This is a genomic window from Rhizobium sp. KNZ14-9A (genome assembly GCF_056755015.1).
The window spans coordinates 1,390,669-1,404,989 of record NZ_JBPGXB010000004.1; the positions used below are offsets into that span (position 1 = coordinate 1,390,669).

Genomic DNA, 14,321 nt, shown 5'->3' on the forward strand with positions numbered 1-14,321 from the left:
CTCTAAACGATCTACCAGCGCACTATAACGCCGGCTCGGGCCGATGGTTCCCGCTGAAACGACGAATTCCCTCAGACGGCCTGGCTCTGCGGATAGAAGCGTTCCGCAATTCGTTCTGATGCCGAATAGGCCTGCGTGACGATCTCAGGCACGAGATCGATGTCCGGCAGGCTGCCGAGGCCGAGCGGGCCGACCGCAAAGAGCCCATCGATCGACGAGCCGTCGTCCAGAAACGTTTCGCCGCGGGCATTGACCGCCAGTCCAAGCGCAAGCTCATCAGGCACGGCGAGACGCGCCGCGAGCAAGCTCTGGATCAGAGGAGCAGAAAGATCGGGCGCATGGCAACGGCAATCGATGATGCGTTCGGTGTGGATGACCTCCTCGCTCGACGAACCGGCCGGCGTGAAGAACAGGCCGCTGAAACCTCGACGCCCGGCGCGGCCGCGCCTGAGCACCGTGCGGCCTTCGGCAAGCTCCCGCCTGAGACGCAGATGCATGGTCTCCGGCAGGCGGTTGCGGTGACTGTCATAGATCGCCCGCAGATGCCGGTTGAACTGACGCTTCTCGCGCGCCGGCAGCGATCGCCAGAGCGAACGGGCGTGCCTGCGAAGGCCGTTCATGACCGACTGCCAGCTTCGCCCCTCCTCTTCCGCCTCGCGGCAGGCCTGGCGGATGAAGCTGACAATGTCAGGCAGGCTTTGCGGTAGCGCCTCTGCCGGGAAGACCGGATCGGCGGAATTCGGCGTATGGCTCTGCGGCAGGAAACCGTGCCGTGAAATAATCGTTACCTGCCCGGTATAACCCGCGTCGCGAAGCTGCAGCAGCTGGTCCACGACGCGAATGCCGCTGCCGAGCAGCACTGTGTGCGGCCGGGCGACGAGGCGCTGCGTCCTGACGGGTGAAACCTCCTGCTCCTCGGCCTCGGGTCGAGGCAGGCCGTAGCCTGTCGCGAGGATCACGGTATCGAAGAGCGGATTGGACGGATTGGCGCTTTCAAGCAGGAAGCGGCTGCCATGGCTCCTGCGGATCGCCACGACCGGATCATGGCAGACCTGTACGGTGATGTCCCGGCGGGCGGCAAGCGCTTCGGAAAAGCGCTGGTAGACGTAGTCGCTGAAGATTTCCTTAGGCACGAAGATCTGCCGGAAGCCAGGGATTGCGGCTGGCACGGCGGCGCGGAATTCGGCGTTGCTGCAGAGCCAGTCGTTAAAATCGTCGGGATCGCCGAGCGAAACGGAGAGATCACGCACACGCGTATTGAGGATGGTTGAGGACCTTGCTGAGGCCAACGCCTGGCCGCCGTTGACCGTAGAGTTCGGATCGAAAAGCTGGAGGTGAAACGGCGTGCGCACGGTGCGCATCAGCGCCACCGCCATCATCATGCCGGAAAAACCGCGGCCGACGATCGCAATGCGCGGCACGGCGGAAATCTGCGCCGCCGCATTCGCCTTGCCGGAAAAAAGTCCCTGAACCGTCATCTCAACTCCCTTGCGGCTCATCCGCATGTGTCTCGATCAAGGTTTCAACGCACAACATCTGAAGCCCTGCGTTGGGCAGGTTCATGCGGCCATGGAAAACGTTCGCCGCTAAATCAGGTTCCGTTCGGAACCATTACAGGCCGGATAAGACATTCTCAGCCCGCCCCATAGTCTATTAAACTAGTCGTGTATGAAAGCGCGAAAAGCCCAAGGTGGCAAGAAGTTTATTTTACCACCTGCCCAACACCCTGATCCAAAACGGAAAATGAGTCCGGCCTATTCGAGGATTTCGGCGCTGAAGGAAAAACGCGCCGTTTCGCCGGGAGCAAGCACCTTCGTATAGGGGCGCCCCTCCAGATCGTCCGGGCCGCCATTTTCGGCGGCCGTCCCGTGCCAGGGCTCGATGCAGAGGAAGGGAGCGCCAGGCTTGGTCCAGAGCGCCAGATTGGGCATGTTCTCAAAGCTGAAATGCATGGATGGGCCGCCTTCAGCCTTATAACGCAGGCTGGGGCCTGCGCCTTCCGGAAAGATCATCGCATCCTGCTCGAACATAGAATGGTCGAGCACCAGGCTGCCGGACTTGAAGGGCGAAGCAAGTTTCTTCGGCGAGATCAGACCCCCTTCGAGCCGGACGAGCGCCGGCTCGACGCCGTTGTCCAGCGTGACCATGTGCGGCTTGTTCTCAGCACCCGGCAGCGGCCAGCGGAAAGCCGTATGAAAGCCAAGACCGAAAGGCATCGGCCTGATATCGCGGTTGGTGACTTCGGCAGCAACAGTCAGAGCACTTCCTTCGACGCTATGGATGACGGCCAGCAGGAAATCGAAGGGATAGACGGCCTTGGTCGCCTCTGAAGCGGCAAGCTCGTAGCGGCAGCTCGCTTCGGACGAGGATGCCAGCACAAATTCACTGCGACGGGCAAAGCCATGCTGGGCCATCGGCGCGCTGTGACCGCCAACCTTTAGAATGTCGTTCGGTGCCTTGCCAACCATCGGAAACAAGATCGGCGAACGGCCTGTCCAAAAGGCGGCATCGCCGTTCCAGACCCAGGAGCGGCCGTCGCTGGATGTTAGCGCCTGCATTTCGGCGCCGAGCGAGGAAACGTCAACAGTGAGAAACTGATTTGCGATCCGGACCGTGGATGACATCGAACGCCCTCTTCGTGCTGATTGGCGAGCGGACCATACATGCGCCGCACACAGATTTCCACTGGCGATGCGCCGCTCCGAGACTTTCGTTTTCTGGCAGAAAAATGCGCCTGCTGCGTGCAGTCGGCAGGCCATAACGGCAGCGTTACCGTCCAATGCGAGGAAGGCTCACGTAAAAATAACCGACTGGTGAATTCTTTACTTGAACCCCCTGTCGGAATCGGCAAATGTGGGTGTGCTATCAATCCCTTCATGGATTTGCCTTCTTTCCGGACCACTTGGTCCGAGCACACATCTATTGGAAAAAATACCGTGAGCAGCGATGCGTCTATACGCGCGACGAAGCCTTCGGCTTCGATGGCGCTTGCAACCGCGGCAGGGTGGGGCAAGGGCCTCTACACACTGTTCCGCATCACCGTCATGGCCTTCCGCCATCCCTGGCAAGCCGGCCTCGCCATCGGCGCTACCCTGATCGCCTCCACCTTCCAGCTTCTGATCCCCCGCCTGCTCGGCCAGGCGGTCGACCATACGCAGGTGGCGCTTCACGGCGGCACGCTCGGCCAGCAGGCGCAGGACGCGCTGTTGACAACGGCGTTGCTTCTGCTTGGCGCCAGTGTGCTGCGCGGCATCTTCACGATGGTCCAGAACTATTACAGCGAATCCGTCGGCCACCACATGGGCTACGAACTGCGCCTCGCCTGCTACGAAAAGATCCAGCGTCTCTCCTTCTCCTTTCACGATAGCGTGCATTCGGGCGACCTCATCACCATCGGCCTTCTCGATCTGGAAGGCGTGCGCATGTATTTCTCGACTGCGCTCGTGCGCGTCTTCCTGTTGACCATGCTGATCGGCATCGGCGCCTATATGCTACTCTCGACCGACGTTCTGCTCGGCCTGCTGGCGCTCTCCTTCGTGCCCTTCGTCGGCTGGCGCTCTTCTGTGACCCAGCTTCGCCTGCGCGCCACCTGGCTCGACCTGCAGCAGCGGTTGTCGGTGCTGACGCGCATCATGGAAGAGAACCTCGGCGGCATCCGCGTCGTGCGTGCTTTCGCAGCCCAGGACCACGAACTGTCGAAGTTCGAAGAAGCCTCGAAGAATGCGCTGGAACTTGCCCACCAGCGTGTTGGCATCCGCGTCATCAATACCAGCGCCATGACCTTTTCCTTCTTTGTGGCCATGGGGCTGGTGCTTTGGGTTGGCGGCGGCAAGGTGCACTCCGGCGAGATCACCGTTGGTACGCTGGCCTCGTTCCTTACTTTCATGACCATCCTGCAGATGCCCGTGCGGCAACTCGGCCTGATGGTCAACGCCTTCGCCCGTGCTTCGACCTGCGGCACACGCCTTTTTGACCTTCTGGATCTCGAAATCGCCGTTCGCGACGCGCCGGATGCGAAGGAGTTGAAGCTAACAGACGGCACGCTGCGCTTCGAGAATGTCAGCTTCGCCTATCCGAGCTCGCCGATGCACGAGGTTCTGCATGACGTGAGCTTCGAGGCGAAGCGCGGCGAAACGATCGGCATCGTGGGCCCGCCCGGCAGCGGCAAGTCGACGCTCGCGCACCTGATCCCTCGCTTCTATGACGCGACCGGCGGCAAGATCACCATCGACGGCCAGGATATCCGCAAGGCGACACTGCAGTCGCTGCGCCGCTCCGTCGCCGTCGTGCAGCAGGATTCCTTCCTCTTCACGACGACGATCGAAAACAACATCGCCTATGGCGATCCCTGGGCCAAGGAAGGCCGCATCGAGCGCGCCAGCGAAAGCGCGCAGCTCCACAACTACGTGCTCGGCCTGCCGACCGGCTACGGCACGGTCGTCGGCGAACGCGGCGTATCGCTCTCCGGCGGCCAGCGCCAGAGGCTTTCGATCGCCCGCGCGCTGATGCTCAAACCCGCCGTGATGGTGTTCGACGATTCGACCGCAGCAATCGACGCGGCGACCGAACAGCGTATCCGCAGTGCCATGCGCCGCTATGCCGCTGACCGCGTGACGATCATCGTCGCCCATCGCCTGAGCTCGCTGATGCATGCCGACAAGATCTTTTTCATCGAGGACGGCCGCTTCGTCGAGCAGGGCACGCATGACGAGCTCCTGACGCTCGGTGGACGATACAAGGCACTTTACGATTTGCAGGTGCGACCGGGCGACGACGCTTTGAGCGCGTAAGAAACCGGCGCAGGAGGAAACAGCATGGCCGAGGAACTGGAAACCGAACGTCCGGACGTTCGCGAGGATGGCAGACGCCCGCCAAGGGCGGTCGTCGGATCGCAGCGCGTCGAAGAGGAAATCTTCGGCAAAGTCTTCGATACCAACATCGTCAAGCGCATCTGGGCCTTCGTGCATCCCTACCGGCGCGATGTCATTCTGTCGGTGATTTCGGTGTTGGTCTTCACCGGCATGCAGCTTCTCATTCCGCTGATCATCCGCTATGCCATCGACCATGGCATGCAGCCGGACGACAGCGGTTCCGCCCTGACCTTGGCGATCGTCGCCTTCCTGATCGCCATTCTCATCAATTACGGCGCCAGCTATTGGCAGGAAACGCTGGTTGGTGGCGTCGCGGAAAACGTGCTTTTCGATATCCGCAAGGCGATGTTCTCCCATCTCCAGCGCGTATCGCTCTCCTTCATGGACAAGACTGAAGTCGGCCGGTTGATGTCGCGCTTGCAGGGCGACGTCAACTCGATGCAGGAATTCCTGGAAACCTGCGTACTCTCGGTCGGCGATATCTTCCTGCTCTTCGGCATCGTCTTCGTAATGCTCTATCTCGACTTCAAGCTCGGCTTGCTGACGCTGTCCGTACTTCCGGTACTCTTCGTCGTGCGCCTGTTCTGGCTGCCGCTCGCCCGCAAGTCCTTCATGGCGGCGCATGAGACGAACTCAGTGGCGAATGGGGCGCTGGCCGAAGCGATCCATGGCGTCCGCGCCGTCCAGAGCATGGACCGGCAGGAGGTCAACTTCACGCTTTACGATGACAAGGCGCATGCCAACCTGCTGACGCATCTAACGGCAGCCCGTTACGCCCAGATCATGGTGCCGATCGTCGACACGCTGACAGGCATCGCCATGGCGCTCGTCATCGTCGTCGGCGGTGCGCGCGTGTTGAACCAGGCGCTTGACGTCGGTGTGCTCGTCGCCTTCCTCTTCTACATCCAGCGCTTCTTCGACCCTATTCGCTCGCTGACGCTCCAATATTCGGTCATGCAGCGCGCCATGGCATCGGGCCAACGGTTGACCGACGTGCTCGATGTGCCGGTCGAAATAAAAGATGCTCCGGATGCCAAGGTGCTTTCACCCGACATGGACGGCTCTGTCGAATTCCGCGATGTCGTTTTCGGCTACAATCCCAAGCATCCGGTGCTCAAGCATGTGAGCTTCAGGGTCAATCCCGGCGAGACGGTCGCTCTTGTCGGCCCGACCGGTTCGGGCAAGTCGAGCTGCATGTCGCTGATCCACCGCTTCTATGAGGTGCAACAGGGACAGGTTGTGGTCGGCGGCCATGACGTGCGCGAGCTGACGCAGGATTCTCTCGGCCAGCAGATCGCCATGGTGCTGCAGGAGCCCTTCCTCTTCACGGGCACAGTTTTCGAAAACATCCGTTATCACAAGACGGAAGCCACCCGTGAGCAGGTGATCGAGGCTGCCAAGGCCGTCGGTGCGCACGACTTCATCATGCGCCTGCCCTTGGGCTATGACAGCATGCTCGGCGAGCGCGGCGGCAATCTTTCGCTCGGCCAGCGCCAGCTTCTCTCCTTTGCCCGCGCGCTAGTGGCAGACGCCAAGATCCTCGTGCTCGACGAGGCGACAGCCAATATCGACAGCTATACGGAGATGCTGATCCAGAGGGCATTGGTAAAGCTGCTCGAAAACCGCACCGGCCTCGTCATCGCCCACCGCCTGGCAACGATCCGCGAAGCCGATCGCATCATCGTGCTGCAGAATGGCGAAATCGTCGAAAGCGGCAATCACCAGCAGCTCATGAAAAACGGCAAGCTTTATTCAAAGCTCTATAACCTCAACTACGCTTCCTTCGACGATATTCCCGAGGATGTGCTTGTAGGGAGCCACGTGGAAAGCGCCAACGCCACTGATTTACGACACGCAACATGACACTGCGACATGAAACATGACATTTTTGCCATCCGGCGAAGTCGCCGATGCGGAACGCCAAAAACGATCGTAGAGAGGTCACCAGCCGGACCGGTGACTGATTATCTGAGCCAAGTATCGGCCGCCAAAGCGTCAGGCCAGCCCCGGTCAAATCTAGGTCTGGTCTCCTACCGTCACCTCGATCAGCTGTTGATGCCGCAGCGAGGATCGACAAGACACCCCATCTCCAAGTAGATGCCAGCGATTCTCCGGGCCGCGAGTCAGGCTGGTCTTGCAGACCCGCCTGCAGTGACGGGGGATGGTCATCCCAATGCATTGCGTACCCCTCGGCCCCTACGCTCAGCTTGTTTGCCCCTTACCGGCAGCGCCTTGATTCTAACGCGACAACCCTGAGGCGCAAACCTGATTGGGCCCGCGGCCCGATGCCATCGGCGGGGAGGGTTGCGTCCCACGATGGTCAGCACAGAAGTGTCGGGCTCCCGTAATCATCGAGCTGGTCGCAAGCGTCGGTCTGGGTCGCGTTGAGAGAAAAGCGGCTTGTCCGGGTCTTCTGCTTGAATATCTTCGAGACGACATCGGCAGCATGAAGCTCTCGTGCTATATAGGCGTCCAGCTTGCCGAAAATCCTGCCATCGACCTTCACCGGCACCGGCGGCTCGGATCCAAGTTCGAACCGCCGCCCCGCATAGTCATTGAACGAAAGCAAAGGCCTCCCCGTACCGGCATCTTCTACTTTCCACTGGACTTCCTGATCCCGCAGTCCAGTCATGACCTCGTCCCAGATGTCAAATGCGTCTCTCGGAACGATCTTATTGGCCGGGCTGTTTTTCAGCTCCAGTTCGGTGTTGCGAACGTATTCGACAATCTTCGAGACGAGCCCGTCCACTCCATCGCGCCATGCGACCAGATAGACATCATCAGCAGTACGGTATGCCCAGTCGACGTGACGTGTTCGGAATTTGAAGCGTTGCTCATCTGCCTGCTCGATCCGAGTTCACAGCAACTGCTTTTATAGGAATGTAACCTGTGGCGCGGGTCAGTCTGCCATACGCCCCAGCCGAGATCGAAATCCGGTTCGCGCGTTGATCGCCATGAACATCGGGCCACGGCAATCGTAGACTACGCTGAACGCACCGAGGACTACATTCCGATGCTTCACGCCCATTTCGACGTTGTTCTCGAGGCAGTCGCGGTGGGCCGGACGGAGCTCATACGACTGCATCGGTCAGGGGAGATCGATGACGACACCCTCCGCGAGCTGGAGCGTGACCTCGATCTCGAAGAACTGAGCGCCATCTCCGCCAAGGACTGAACCATCCTATCCGGGTTGCAAACGGGGAGGCTGTATCCCGTTTTGGTCCCATCGGCGTCCACAAGTCGGCGTCCGAGCGCTGACACCCGCCGGAGCCTTGCGAACGTAGCGCTGGCGCCGTGCTTCTTGACCAGTCGGCGCGGATATATCTGCCTGTCCGGCCGCAGGCCGGCACTCCACTTCGATGATTGGATCGCGAACCTGACGCACAGTCGAGGAGAGGTCGAGGGGCATTCTTGGCTTTCCGGGCAAAGATGCTTCCATGACGAAACGACCGCCGGGGCGCGGCCTGCCGTGGCCGCAAACCCGCGTGAATGCCAGTCACTTCGTATAGAAGGTCATATTTCCGTTGCGTGCCCGCGAAACCCATTCGATGTCGTTCGCGGTGAGCTTCTTGGTCTTGAGCTGGGCCGTAAGCCATTTGTTCGCGCGAATTGCATCGCGGATGGCTTTGACGTGCTCCTCGCTTCCCTGTGTCGGGTGTGAGCCGGTCTCGGAAAAATCGGCCGTCCGATAGCTGACGATCGTAAACCGTCTGTCGTGATAGGTTCGCACCGCCTCAGGCAGATTCTCACTCCAGTTCATTCGTCGAAATTCGCGTCTACTTTGCTGGGCCTCTCCGGGCGCAATCCCGGCAGCGGCAGTCACGAGGGCAAGTCCAATGATCATGGCCATCTTCATCGCAGTAACTCCGCAGGACGAAATGTTGCTTGCTTGCCAAAGATAGTGCATGCGCGGGCGTCAGGCATTGCGCACAATCAATGCTGTTCAGAACTGCGCCCCGACTGCTCGCGCCCGCCAGAGCGAGATGCTGAAACGACCGTCGACATCATCACGAAAGACGGCGACGACGGCCTCCAATGCGAAGACGATTGCCAGAGGGCAGAGCTGCGAACCGCCAAGAAGTCGTGGCCGACATTCGGCGACGAGGTCTGGTACTCGTTCAGCTTCAAGATCACCGGTGACGTGCCATCCGCGGGCAGTGCAAGATCGGTCATCGGACAATGGAAAGGTCCGGGGGACGGCAGCCCAATGATCGCCCAGCGCTTCGACAATGGCGTCTTCTATATCACCGTCCAGGACAACGATGTCCGACGTGTGGTCGCCAAGGCGGAGGGTGATCCCGACGCTCTTCTCACCGCACAGAACCTTCTTGGGAACCTTGAGTTCAACGAGCGGAACGTGAACGCGATCAAGTCCCTGCAGTCCCTCGATCTGATCAGCAGGAACGCTCCGGAAGTCTCGCAGCAGTTCTTCAGCCAGAATCTCAAGCAGAGCATGGGGCCGGAAGCGAAGGATAGGGACGACGAGCAGGAAAAGAGGTACGGTGCCCCAGCGCCGATCGTCGGTCGCGATTAAACTCGTGGGGGCGGGATGCGAGGAGTTCAACAACCACTGCTGACCAGTTTCGGGGCCGCCACGTCGGCTTCCCAGGCGGTGCACGCCTGGTATCGCTTCTACTAAGTCGATTGGAACGATGAAGCTTCCTCGTTCCTATGTTCGGCAGCGATCGAGCTCTACAACGAAGGTTGTCGATCAGTGGAGGAGATGGCGACGACACTCATTGGAAACTATGTCGGACTTCCGGCCACGCGGGTGAATTCACGGTCGTCGCAGTCGGTGCACTGAATAGGTGGCAAACATTTTGCCGGGGTGAATTTCATACCGCGCAACATCATAGGATCCGAAAATGACTGAGGCATCATTCGCTCCCCTAACAGGCGGCTGCCAATGTGGAGCAGTTCGTTTCCGATGTGATAGCCCTCCAGATAATGTCCATGTTTGTCATTGCCGTATGTGCCAGAAAGCCGTCGGTGGCCCGTTCGCGGTCATTTGTCCCATATTGAAGAGGGATTTCCACGTGACGCGAGGTGAGTTTTCATGGTTTCAGAGCTCGGGACTGGCGCGCCGTGGTTTCTGCAGCAACTGCGGAACTCCCATGATCTTCGATTATCCGGAATATCCCGACATCGGGGTGTTGGCCGGGTGTCTCGACAATCCGGATCTGGCGCCCCCAGTTGTGCAGTACGGCAACGAAAGCCGAGTTTCCTGGTTCAAGGACATTTCTGCGATCCCGGGTAATTCGCCGACTTATTCCGTCGATCCGAAAGGCTTTCTTCCGCGGATAAAAGCTTCCAACAGACAACATCCCGATCACGACACTGATTGTTGGCCGCCCCAAGCGACCGTGTGACGAAACCGTCAGCGCATTCCGAAACGTGCCGCCAAGCGATAGGAGTGCCCCGTCATCAAGCGCGCGTTGGTCTCATCGACGCAACGCTCTCACGGCGAGCCTCTGTAGCCCAAGGAATGCGACGGAAGAGAACGATCCGCCAACCAGGCAGGCAAACCAAAAACGATTGAAACGGCGTGGTCCCAACAAGAAATCGCCGAGCTTGCATTTCACGGTGAAGCAATACCCTGGGGCGTACGAAGCACCGCCCCATCATCCTCCGGTGAGGCATCAAACAGCCGGCAGCTACCGGAAGATTGACCTGAAAGACGCAGGAATTTGGAAAGCAAGCATCAATGCGGCTAGGTAACAGCTGAAGATGTGGATCATACTCACCCAGATGTTCTGGCCTATTGCTAAGGTGAAGTTCATCCCAAAACGTGAATTACTATCACTTGGACCGATGAATCCTGTCAGGAAGGACGCAAGCAGGAGAATGATAAGGACGGTTCCGTATCCTTGCACGTGAGACCTTTCGGATTTGAACGACTGCCAAATGAAGATTATCACGGCAGGTAGCATTGTCATGCTTGCGAAGGATCGCGTTGCAATAAACAAACACTGGTCTGCGTGCGAGTATCGGCTGTTTTTCAGGGCGTTCATGATTGTCACGTTTGGAGGCCAAAACCATAGAAGCGTTTCATTGTCGAGGAATACGCAGCTAATGGCTGGATTTCTTCCGAAAAACACGAATGCAATTAAAACTGAAATTCCGGACGTCGTGAACATCGCAAGGATGATGGATCCCTGTCGGTTTTTAATCGCTTTTTCTGCCTCCAACTCTTTCGCCATTCGATCGAATGCTTCTTCCTCAGTCTCGTTATTCATCTCGTCACTTCCAATGAACTCGACAGAGCGAAATAACATCGCGGGAATCGCGATACAATGAATACGATCGGCGCAAGGCCCCATCATCAAACGGACGGCGGGAGTAACGCATTGCTCAACGAAACTTTGGTACACATTCCACTTCATTGGGTTGACCAAAGCCGCCGCCCGTGACGAGCTTCATCTCCGAGGGCGGGCATGAATCGTCCGTGACGATTACCTGTTCCCCTTGCCTGAGTGCGCCCTTGTCGGGAACCTTGTCAACAAGCGGGGGGGCGCAACCGACGAGCGCAGATAGACACAATATGAGTATCCGGTACGAGGATGCCGATCATCCCGTCCGAGTATACGATGACGTCCTCAAGGTGCAGAATGCAGTTGTTCTTCCCGCCGCGAGACTTCCCCAAGGTTATGAGACGGGTCAGCCGGGAATAGGCGGCGCGATCCGTCGGGTAGACGAGGATCGACATCCCGTCCTGCAGGTCGAGCCGACAGCCGACGACCAGCCGGACGCCAGTCGATCGAGACGCTTCGAGGGCACGGACGATTCCGGCCAATGAATTCCGATCGACAACGCCGACAGCTTCAATGCCCAATAGCTTTGCGGTCTCGAACAGCTCCTGTGCTGAACTCGCGCCTCGGAGGAAAGAGAAATGTGTCGTGACCTGAAGCTCCGCGTATCTCATGCGAAAACTCCATGTACGAACCACTTGTGGCTGCCTGTCTCCGTATCCACGCCATCGCCGGATCGATAGATCCAGAGCCGTTCGCCCGCATCGTCTTCGACCACGAAATAGTCGCGCACCGCCGCCATCTCGGAATTGCGCTCCCACCACTCTCCGAAGATGCGCTCCGGCCCGTCGGCGGCCTTCACCTTCCGTCGCTTGCCACGCCACATGACCCAGACGGGCGGGTGGTCTGGCATCAGCGCCATGACATCGACCTGTTCGGGTCGCGCCAGCAGGCGGACGGGTCGCTTCCAACGGGTTACCCAGGTTGCCTCCAGCGGATCGGATGCGGCAGCAACTCTCTTCACAGACCGCTCAGGAACGTCGGAGGCGACAGGGGCCACCCGATAGACCCGCGCTCCCCGGTTCCCGAAGATGTCGATCAATGGTGTCACATCAACGACCTCGTCTTCGACCAGCGACGACGATTTCTGCGCTTCCCCCAGCGGCTCTGCCATCACTGCCACCAGCGTCATTTTCTCGATGCCGAAGCCAGGTTCGATCTTCTCCGTTCTGTCCTTGAAGAGCTTGGTCAGCCAGGCGACATCACGGGCGGGCTTGGCGGTGCCGGCGCGGATGGCTTGCCGGGTGCCGTCGACCTTCTCGACAACGAGGTCAGTGCGGCGGACACCGAGGCCCCTCTTCTGCAGCTCGGCGACAAGCTGGATCACAAGTCGGGCGACATACTTGTTGATGGTCTCGGCGGCACCGATCGGTTCTGCGAACGAACGGGTGACTTCGATCAATTCGTCGGTGCGGATTGGATCGATAGGCTCCGGCGTTCGGCCGAACGTCTGGTCGAGGCGGCGTCCGATTTCCGGGCCGAAACGAAGGGCCAGCGGCGCCCGGGGTGTGTTGGCGAGTTCACCGATGGTTTTGAAGCCCAAGGTTCGCAGATCGTTGACGATCTTTTGTGGAAGCCGGAGCAAGGAGATCGGAAGCTTCTCGACGGCCCGAACGGTTTCACCTCTAGGAATGATAACGGTGTCGCGGCTGGTCGCGCGAGCGCAGGCGTTGGCCCCGCCCCAGGTGTCCGCAATCGCGACCCTAGCTGTCAGTCCCTTGGCTCGGAACTGGTTGGCGATCCGCGCCAGCATCGGCTCCTCGCCGCCTTGCAGATGGTCAGCGCCTTCGGTGTCCATTACGATCCCGTCGAGACCGTCGACGGCGACGATCGGCGAATACTGGGTCAGCGCCCAGCAGGTGATCCGTTCGAGCGCGGCGGCATCCGCTGCAGGATCCGCGTCGATCATCGTCAGCCCTCGGAAGAGCGCCTGGGCTTTTGCAGCCTGCATGCCGACGTGCACGCCCGCCTTTTTCGCAGCAGTGTCGACGGCGGAAACCCACCGCTTGGATCCCGACTTGGCAATCACGGCAATCGCCTGCTCAGGCGGAATAGTTGAATCGGCTCGACGAATGCGATCCGTCGGCAGGTCGGGCAGATAGATGGATACGACCCTTGTCATCGCAGGCTCCTACAAGAAACTCGGCACACTCGCCCGCACGCGATCTCATCAGTTCAAGAAACCATCTCGGCCGTCCAACCCCCGGCACCGGAAGCTCTTCCGACGGCCTGACACTCACCCTCCATCGTGTGGTCGACGCCGTCGGCTGGCCGAAGTCACTGGCCTCGGTCTGCCGCCGCCACCGCCTGACCGCCAATGCCATCGTTCCTGTCTTCTCCGCCGCAAGCTGCAGACGGCGCGATGCCGTCGTCGGAAGCCGGACGATCTCGCCGACAACGGCTCCGAGGCCACCAAAGGCGAGTGCCTCTTCCATGTTCGCCAGCACGTCTTCTTCCTTGTCGGACTCCACGAAGATCACCCGGTCTGCCTTCAAGCCGACCTGCGCCAGCGCTGGGAAGAACAGATCCGGCCTCGTCAGGCACCAGACGATCGGCCCTATAGTGCGGGTCGCGATCCCCGCCACGAAGAGCGCTGCCGCGGCTCCATCAACTGTTCCTGCGCCGCCTCCAGCGAACTCGTGGAGAGCACCGTGGGCCAATCCGCCTCCCGGAAGAACGGCATCAATCTCGGGCACGCCGAACTCCAGGCACCCAGCCTTCTTCACCGCATGGCTCTCGATGGAGCTGATGCGTTCCCGAAGATCGGCTATGACGTGCGCGCGGACAGCGGACATCGATCACGAATCCTGTTCAGATCGTTGAGACTGACGACATCATGTCGCTTGAATGTAGATGTTCTTGTAATGTTCCTTCCGGAAATCCGAGTCAAGACACTGGAAAATAGGAAAACGATCCCATTACTTTAGTTAAACCGAAGATTATTTCGATGAATCAGGGACGTAGCCGAATCTCGTAAGTAACCGGCTTTATTGAAAAAATTTTGTCGGCCCTCTAGGGATTGCCTTTGCATCGCTGGCCGCATATTGACCCGCCGTCTCGTGATGGAGCCATCGTTGCCCGGTAAGCCAAGAAAGCCCCTCGATCTGTCCTCGACCCTTCGTCAGGTTCGCGATCCGATCAT

At 59.5% G+C, this 14,321-nt stretch carries 12 protein-coding genes and 3 pseudogenes; 6 read left to right on the plus strand and 9 right to left on the minus strand.

Going from position 1 to position 14,321, the window contains the following annotated elements:
* Positions 1-71: 71 nt before the first annotated feature.
* A complete protein-coding gene (locus tag ACR9ZQ_RS36760; protein WP_481430260.1) occupies positions 72-1,478 on the minus strand; it encodes an FAD/NAD(P)-binding protein in 1,407 nt (468 codons plus the stop codon).
* A gap of 276 nt (positions 1,479-1,754) precedes the next feature.
* Complete coding sequence (locus ACR9ZQ_RS36765; protein ID WP_481430261.1) at positions 1,755-2,624, minus strand: aldose 1-epimerase family protein; 870 nt, start codon at positions 2,622-2,624, stop codon at positions 1,755-1,757.
* Positions 2,625-2,936: 312 nt separating this feature from the next.
* Between ACR9ZQ_RS36765 and ACR9ZQ_RS36770 the strand changes: the two genes are divergently transcribed.
* The gene (locus tag ACR9ZQ_RS36770; protein ID WP_481430262.1) at positions 2,937-4,790 is read left to right on the plus strand and encodes an ABC transporter ATP-binding protein; all 1,854 of its coding nucleotides are present in this window, start codon (positions 2,937-2,939) and stop codon (positions 4,788-4,790) included.
* A gap of 24 nt (positions 4,791-4,814) precedes the next feature.
* Positions 4,815-6,734 (plus strand): ABC transporter ATP-binding protein, encoded by a 1,920-nt coding sequence (locus ACR9ZQ_RS36775; RefSeq protein WP_481430263.1) that lies wholly within the window; start codon positions 4,815-4,817, stop codon positions 6,732-6,734.
* Between the two features lie 457 nt (positions 6,735-7,191).
* On the opposite strand, the gene ACR9ZQ_RS36780 is transcribed toward ACR9ZQ_RS36775, so the two are convergent.
* Complete coding sequence (locus ACR9ZQ_RS36780) at positions 7,192-7,620, minus strand: hypothetical protein (RefSeq protein WP_481430264.1); 429 nt, start codon at positions 7,618-7,620, stop codon at positions 7,192-7,194.
* Between the two features lie 201 nt (positions 7,621-7,821).
* Between ACR9ZQ_RS36780 and ACR9ZQ_RS36785 the strand changes: the two are divergent.
* Positions 7,822-8,046 (plus strand): annotated as a pseudogene (locus tag ACR9ZQ_RS36785) (Na+/H+ antiporter); the annotation flags it as partial.
* 321 nt (positions 8,047-8,367) lie between these two features.
* Here ACR9ZQ_RS36785 and ACR9ZQ_RS36790 read toward each other — a convergent pair.
* Positions 8,368-8,727: a hypothetical protein gene (locus tag ACR9ZQ_RS36790; RefSeq protein WP_481430265.1), complete on the minus strand. Its 360-nt coding sequence runs from the start codon at positions 8,725-8,727 to the stop codon at positions 8,368-8,370.
* 33 nt (positions 8,728-8,760) lie between these two features.
* On the opposite strand from ACR9ZQ_RS36790, the gene ACR9ZQ_RS36795 reads away from it, so the two are divergent.
* The 3 genes and pseudogenes from ACR9ZQ_RS36795 (at position 8,761) to ACR9ZQ_RS36805 (ending at position 10,240) form a co-directional block, all read left to right on the plus strand.
* Positions 8,761-9,405 (plus strand): heparin lyase I family protein, encoded by a 645-nt coding sequence (locus ACR9ZQ_RS36795; protein WP_481430266.1) that lies wholly within the window; start codon positions 8,761-8,763, stop codon positions 9,403-9,405.
* A gap of 15 nt (positions 9,406-9,420) precedes the next feature.
* Positions 9,421-9,675: pseudogene (locus tag ACR9ZQ_RS36800) on the plus strand (hypothetical protein).
* A gap of 61 nt (positions 9,676-9,736) precedes the next feature.
* Positions 9,737-10,240, plus strand: coding sequence for a GFA family protein (locus tag ACR9ZQ_RS36805; protein ID WP_481430267.1), 504 nt, complete (start codon positions 9,737-9,739; stop codon positions 10,238-10,240).
* Between the two features lie 285 nt (positions 10,241-10,525).
* Here ACR9ZQ_RS36805 and ACR9ZQ_RS36810 read toward each other — a convergent pair whose 3' ends face one another.
* From ACR9ZQ_RS36810 to ACR9ZQ_RS36830, 5 genes and pseudogenes are all read right to left on the minus strand, one after another.
* Positions 10,526-11,254: a hypothetical protein gene (locus ACR9ZQ_RS36810; protein WP_481430268.1), complete on the minus strand. Its 729-nt coding sequence runs from the start codon at positions 11,252-11,254 to the stop codon at positions 10,526-10,528.
* Positions 11,223-11,411, minus strand: a complete 189-nt coding sequence (locus tag ACR9ZQ_RS36815; protein ID WP_481430269.1) for a DUF6719 family protein — start codon at positions 11,409-11,411, stop codon at positions 11,223-11,225. The genes ACR9ZQ_RS36810 and ACR9ZQ_RS36815 overlap by 32 nt, the downstream gene beginning before the upstream one ends.
* Positions 11,383-11,793: pseudogene (locus tag ACR9ZQ_RS36820) on the minus strand (PHP domain-containing protein); the annotation flags it as partial. The pseudogene ACR9ZQ_RS36820 and the gene ACR9ZQ_RS36815, both read right to left, overlap by 29 nt.
* Positions 11,790-13,301, minus strand: a complete 1,512-nt coding sequence (locus ACR9ZQ_RS36825; RefSeq protein ID WP_481430270.1) for a Y-family DNA polymerase — start codon at positions 13,299-13,301, stop codon at positions 11,790-11,792. The gene ACR9ZQ_RS36825 and the pseudogene ACR9ZQ_RS36820, both read right to left, overlap by 4 nt.
* Positions 13,222-13,974, minus strand: coding sequence for an ImuA family protein (locus ACR9ZQ_RS36830; RefSeq protein ID WP_481430271.1), 753 nt, complete (start codon positions 13,972-13,974; stop codon positions 13,222-13,224). Before ACR9ZQ_RS36830 ends, ACR9ZQ_RS36825 begins: the two co-directional genes overlap by 80 nt.
* Positions 13,975-14,321 lie beyond the last annotated feature (347 nt).

Bases quoted from the DNA above. Each gene is read 5' to 3' on its own strand.
- ACR9ZQ_RS36830 (WP_481430271.1), bottom strand. From the start codon at position 13,974: ATGTCCGCTGTCCGCGCGCACGTCATAGCCGATCTTCGGGAACGCATC.
- ACR9ZQ_RS36775 (WP_481430263.1), top strand. From the start codon at position 4,815: ATGGCCGAGGAACTGGAAACCGAACGTCCGGACGTTCGCGAGGATGGC.
- ACR9ZQ_RS36810 (WP_481430268.1), bottom strand. From the start codon at position 11,254: ATGAAGTGGAATGTGTACCAAAGTTTCGTTGAGCAATGCGTTACTCCC.
- ACR9ZQ_RS36765 (WP_481430261.1), bottom strand. From the start codon at position 2,624: ATGTCATCCACGGTCCGGATCGCAAATCAGTTTCTCACTGTTGACGTT.
- ACR9ZQ_RS36760 (WP_481430260.1), bottom strand. From the start codon at position 1,478: ATGACGGTTCAGGGACTTTTTTCCGGCAAGGCGAATGCGGCGGCGCAG.
- ACR9ZQ_RS36825 (WP_481430270.1), bottom strand. From the start codon at position 13,301: ATGACAAGGGTCGTATCCATCTATCTGCCCGACCTGCCGACGGATCGC.
- ACR9ZQ_RS36790 (WP_481430265.1), bottom strand. From the start codon at position 8,727: ATGAAGATGGCCATGATCATTGGACTTGCCCTCGTGACTGCCGCTGCC.
- ACR9ZQ_RS36805 (WP_481430267.1), top strand. From the start codon at position 9,737: ATGACTGAGGCATCATTCGCTCCCCTAACAGGCGGCTGCCAATGTGGA.